Origin of the sequence: Acinetobacter sp. 22323, assembly GCF_052044895.1 — a bacterium.
Lineage (GTDB): Bacteria > Pseudomonadota > Gammaproteobacteria > Pseudomonadales > Moraxellaceae > Acinetobacter > Acinetobacter schindleri.
Map to the genome: position 1 here is coordinate 1 of NZ_JBQEOL010000038.1, position 4,941 is coordinate 4,941.

At 38.9% G+C, this 4,941-nt stretch carries 5 protein-coding genes and 2 pseudogenes; 4 read left to right on the top strand and 3 right to left on the bottom strand.

Annotated features, from left to right (window positions below):
• Positions 1-115 precede the first annotated feature (115 nt).
• Positions 116-1,396, bottom strand: coding sequence for a cation transporter (locus ACTJIX_RS14640; protein ID WP_440611560.1), 1,281 nt, complete (start codon positions 1,394-1,396; stop codon positions 116-118).
• An 89-nt stretch (positions 1,397-1,485) separates the two neighbouring features.
• Here ACTJIX_RS14640 and cadR point away from each other — a divergent pair, with 89 nt between their 5' ends.
• Positions 1,486-1,878 (top strand): Cd(II)/Pb(II)-responsive transcriptional regulator, encoded by a 393-nt coding sequence (cadR, locus tag ACTJIX_RS14645; protein ID WP_000550240.1) that lies wholly within the window; start codon positions 1,486-1,488, stop codon positions 1,876-1,878.
• A 93-nt stretch (positions 1,879-1,971) separates the two neighbouring features.
• A pseudogene (locus tag ACTJIX_RS14650) lies at positions 1,972-2,133 on the top strand (IS6 family transposase); the annotation flags it as partial.
• A gap of 41 nt (positions 2,134-2,174) precedes the next feature.
• Here the strand turns inward: ACTJIX_RS14650 and ACTJIX_RS14655 are convergent.
• Together ACTJIX_RS14655 and ACTJIX_RS14660 are read right to left on the bottom strand one after the other, a co-directional pair.
• Positions 2,175-2,477, bottom strand: a complete 303-nt coding sequence (locus ACTJIX_RS14655) for a helix-turn-helix domain-containing protein (RefSeq protein WP_001140620.1) — start codon at positions 2,475-2,477, stop codon at positions 2,175-2,177.
• Positions 2,470-2,826 (bottom strand): annotated as a pseudogene (locus ACTJIX_RS14660) (type II toxin-antitoxin system RelE/ParE family toxin). Before ACTJIX_RS14660 ends, ACTJIX_RS14655 begins: the two are co-directional and overlap by 8 nt.
• 681 nt (positions 2,827-3,507) lie before the next feature.
• Here ACTJIX_RS14660 and ACTJIX_RS14665 point away from each other — a divergent pair.
• Both ACTJIX_RS14665 and ACTJIX_RS14670 read left to right on the top strand, forming a co-directional pair.
• A complete protein-coding gene (locus tag ACTJIX_RS14665; protein ID WP_004896916.1) occupies positions 3,508-3,711 on the top strand; it encodes a hypothetical protein in 204 nt (67 codons plus the stop codon).
• Between the two features lie 115 nt (positions 3,712-3,826).
• Positions 3,827-4,902, top strand: a protein-coding gene (locus tag ACTJIX_RS14670; RefSeq protein ID WP_155757565.1) for an IS3 family transposase whose coding sequence is annotated in 2 segments (ribosomal slippage) — positions 3,827-4,079 and positions 4,079-4,902 — 1,077 coding nt in all. Because the reading frame shifts where the segments join, the coding sequence is not laid out codon by codon here.
• Positions 4,903-4,941 lie beyond the last annotated feature (39 nt).

The following is a 4,941-nucleotide window of genomic DNA, read 5'->3' on the forward strand; positions in this document are numbered from 1 at the left end:
CAGCCCAAAGAATGATTTCGCCCTGAAAATGCCGACCATGGAAAGGATTCATATGCTGCACCTTTAGCTAAAACAGTCTTCAGCTTACCATTCGTGGTTATTTGCAACAGTGCCCTTACTTCAAAGCCAAAATTTTTCGGGCACCATTAAGTACGAATAAAGAAACCAGTATGCCAATGATTAAGTCTGGATAAGCTGATCCCGTCCACGCCACGAGTACACCGGCAAATATAACGCCCATATTTACGACAACGTCATTCGCCGAGAAAATCCAACTGGCTTTCATATGTGCGCCATCTTCTCGATGACCAGAAATAAGATATAAGCATGTCACGTTAGCTATAAGTGCGAGCAGGCCAATAACAATCATGAGCGTTGATTCTGGCTCGCTTCCAAACATGAATCGTCTAATGACATCAACAATCACGATAACAGCAAGTAATAACTGAATCCAACCTGCGAAATGGGCTGCTTTTATTTGATATTTCGCAGCTTTTCCGACGGCATATAGCGCAATACCATAAACGGCTGCATCGGCAAACATATCTAGAGAATCAGCAATCAATCCTGTAGACGCAGCAATAATACCGCTGATGAATTCTATAAAGAAAAGTAGAGCATTAATACCTAATAACAGTTTAAGTACTTTAGCTTGTCTCACAGGATCAGTTTCATTAGGTATATCGCCTGAAGAAAGCTGTATTTCATCAAGTTTCGCCCCAAAACCCAGTCCTTCGAGTTTAGCCGTAATTTGCTGAATCCCTTCATTATGGAAGACTTTCAGTTTTCGATTGGGAAGATCAAAAGTAAGACCTTTAACTGCTTCAATATCTGCAAGAGCCATACGGACCATTTGCTCTTCAGCAGAGCAATCCATTTTAGGAATGGTGTAGGTACTTGTTTGCTTAGCCTGCTGATTGCTTATATAAGTTTCAGTTTTCACAAGCTTTGCACCAAAACCCAAAGCTTCAAGTTTGGTGGTTATATTTTCATCTTTTTGATTATGTAGAACCTTTAAAGAACGGTTAGGTAAATCAAAGATGAGTTTTTGAACACCATCAATTGAAGATAGCGCCATACGAACCATCTGTTCTTCCGCAGAACAATCCATTTTGGGAACTAAGTATTCACTCATGTAGTGCGAATCTTTTAAAACGTCTTCAGTGCTTAAATTTTCTTTGGGATCAGAACCACAACAGGATTGTGCGGTATCTTCACAACTGTTTGAAGTGTTACAGCAAGGAGATGAAGATTTTTTTTCTTCCTCTTCACCACAACAGCTAAGCGTATTATCACAATTCTTTGAATTGTTTGCTTCTGCAATTGATGGATGATTTTCTTGTTGAGATTTCTTATCTTCGCATGGTGTTTCTTTACTACATCCACAACCACTCATAATTATACCCATTAAAAAAATTATAAACTTTGAATATTAGAATCCCTATAGTTACTATAGAGTCAAGAATCTTTGGAAATACTAACTCAATGCATTTAAAAATTGGTGAACTCTCTAAAAAAACCTCATGTTCAGTATTAACAATTAGGTTTTATGAAAAGGAAGGTTTAATTCCGGAACCGGAAAGAACGGAAGGAAATTACCGCCTTTACGATGTAGGCTATGTTGAGCGAATTAAATTTATTTTGAATTGCCGAACTTTAAATATGAGTTTGAATGAAATTCGTCAATTACTTACCTATAAAGACAAACCTGAGAAAAATTGTTCAGATGTGAATGAATTAATTGACTTACATGTCAGTGCTATCAGAGAAAATATAATCAAGCAACAAAAGCTTATTGAACAACTATCTGATTTAAGAGGTACTTGTGATGGTTTATGTACAATTGACCAATGTGGAGTTTTAAAAAATCTAGCTTGATTATCTAGACCTATGCTTTTTTCAAAAAATCGGCACTGTTGCAAATAACCACGAATGGTAAGCTGAAGACTGTTTTAGCTAAAGGTGCAGCATATGAATCCTTTCCATGGTCGGCATTTTCAGGGCGAAATCATTCTTTGGGCTGTGCGCTGGTATTGTAAATATGGCATTAGCTATCGTGAACTGCAGGAAATGCTGGCCGAACGGGGTGTGAATGTTGATCACACGACTATTTACCGTTGGGTTCAACGTTATACGAATCTAAAAATGGGAGCCTATAGCTCCCATTTTTATTGTTAAACGTTGAATCCTATATGTTTTCCTGTTGGAAGCTCTACATCAATACGGAGCTTCCCACCCATTGCCTCAACATACTTTTTCATGGTTGAAATCTTAAGATCATTGCCACGATTTTCTATTGCTGAAAGCGATGGCTGTTTTATTCCCAAAGTTTCAGCAAGCTCTTTTTGAGAAATTTCGAGTTCTTCACGAATAAGATGAAGCTGATTTTCTAGCAGTAATTCATCAGCCATTTTTTGAATACGGGCTTGGCTCTCTGGAGAGCGGCTAGCTAACAATTCTTGCAGAGTCTTAGCCATTAGATTTATCTCCTAGGGTAGTGAGATGAAGTTGGTATTGTTCATCTGCAATATCCAGCATGTCTTTATAAAAACGCTTTTTACCGCCTTTATCAGCAATACATAGAACAATAGCCTGTCGTAAGGGATCAAATGCGAAGAAAGCTCTTAAGGGTCTACCGCGATGTTGAACACGCAGTTCTTTCATATTGGTAAATTTAGACTCATACACAGTATCTACTAAAGGACGGCCTAAACTCGGTCCCTGCTGCTGTAGAACAACCAGGGCAGCTAGGACCTTCTCTTATGTAGGTTCATCTTGCTGTTCAAGCCACTGATTAAATAGATCTGTCGTAATGACTGTCCACATACCACAACCAAAATATAGATTATAGTCTATATTTTAGGGGCATTATGTTTGTTTTGCAAATGAGAAAGGATAGGCAATAAAAAAGCCCGACATCCTGTCGGGCTTTTCCATATTTGGCGCTTAGATCTGACTCCTGTCTGATCTCACGTTCCTTGTTGTTCATCTTATTCTTTTTATCTGGAGCATCCTGCTCTCTATGTCTTCATGATAGGAAATTTCCAGTATTGCGGATAGCAGCAAAGGGCCGAGATTGGTATGAGCCAGGGCTTACAAAATAGCCTAAATTTTATCCACAAAAAATGTGGATAATTTTGGACATTGAGGCATTGATAAAATTTGAAAAACCTCAAAACTGACTATTTTTTAGTCAAATTTATTGGCAAGAAGTATCAAAACCGCTCATAAAAAAGCCGACTTGTTTCAAAATCGGCTTTTTGGTCATTTTTGGATTTTTCTATTTTTATTAAGTGGTTGATATTTAGATTAATATACAAGTGTACTTCGTATAATATCCATTATGTTAAATAGATAGCATTTGGGGGATATTATTTATTCTTTCAATAGGCAGAAACTTGCAGAATTTTTCTTAATTTGTAATCCTTGCGGCTAAGGGTGTCTAGCGTAGCTAAGACAGGTATTCGTTATAGTCGGGCCGCTATAATACGGATAACGAGTGCCTGTATGTTTAACCTAAATATCTTTAATAAGATCTCTAGCGAAGTATTGACCATCAAAAATGATCTTGAGCTGAATTCCGAGAATCAACTGATAACTAAATATAAGACTTCTACTTCTGAAGATTATAAAAAAGCAATTATTTTGATCTTTAAAGAACGTGGCTATACCAGGTTAGAAATAGGTCAGTTACTTGAAGGCCAACTCTAAAGACTTCCTAAAAATAACATAATACACGTTAGACGAATTCCCAAGGTAATCCCCCCTAAAAATAATAGGATCTAAAAGTAGAATTTTCTCTTAAGATACGAGCAGGAGATTCTGCATGAAAACATCTAAATTTACTGACAGTCAGATCATGTCCATCTTGAAACAGGCAGAATCTGGCACACCTGTAGCGACCCTTTGCCGTGAACACGGCATGAGTAATGCTACCTTTTATAAATGGCGTGCCAAATATGGTGGTATGGATACATCATTAATGGCTCGACTGAAAGAGCTAGAAGCCGAAAATACCAGACTTAAAAAGATGTATGCGGAAGAGCGATTAAAGGCCGAAATCATCCAGGAAGCGATGGCAAAAAAGTGGTAAAGCCATCTTGCCGGCGTAAGATGGCACAACAGGCAGTTGCCCAGCATGCCATTAGTATTCGTTTGGCTTGTAAAGCATTTGGCATTAGTGAAACCTGCTACCGCTATCAAGCCAAACTCAGCGATGACAATGCACTCATTGCTGAACAGCTCATTGAACTCACTGAGGAAAATTCCGATTGGGGCTTTGGTTTGTGCTTCTCGTATTTACGGCATGTTGAGAGTTGCTGCTGGAATCACAAGCGGGTTTACCGCATTTACTGTGAGTTGGCACTGAATCTGCGTATTAAACCGAGAAGAAGACTAAAACGGCATGCGCCTGAACCATTGAAGGAACCAATCCGAGAAAATCAGGTTTGGTCATTAGATTTTATGCATGATCAGCTTTCCGATGGTCGCAAGTTTCGATTATTGAATGTGATTGATGATTACCGCCGCGAAGGCCTAGCCATTGAAGCAGGGTTCTCAGTGCCCACAATCAGGGTTATTCGTACGTTGAATCAATTGCTGGAGTGGAGAGAAAAACCGTTAGTGATCCGATGCGATAATGGTCCCGAATTTATCAGTCACGAATTTGTGCGCTGGGCGACTGAGCACGGTATTCGTATTGAATATATTCAACCGGGTAAGCCACAGCAGAATGCGTATATTGAACGCTATAATCGGACCATACGTTATAGTTGGCTGAGCAAGCATTTATTTGATACTTTGGATGAAGTACAAGATTATGCAACAAACTGGTTGTGGCATTACAACCATGAAAGACCACACCAAGCAAACAAAGGAAGGCCACCTCTAATGGCTGCTTAACCTCTACTTTTAACTTCGGTTATTTATGGGAGGATTACC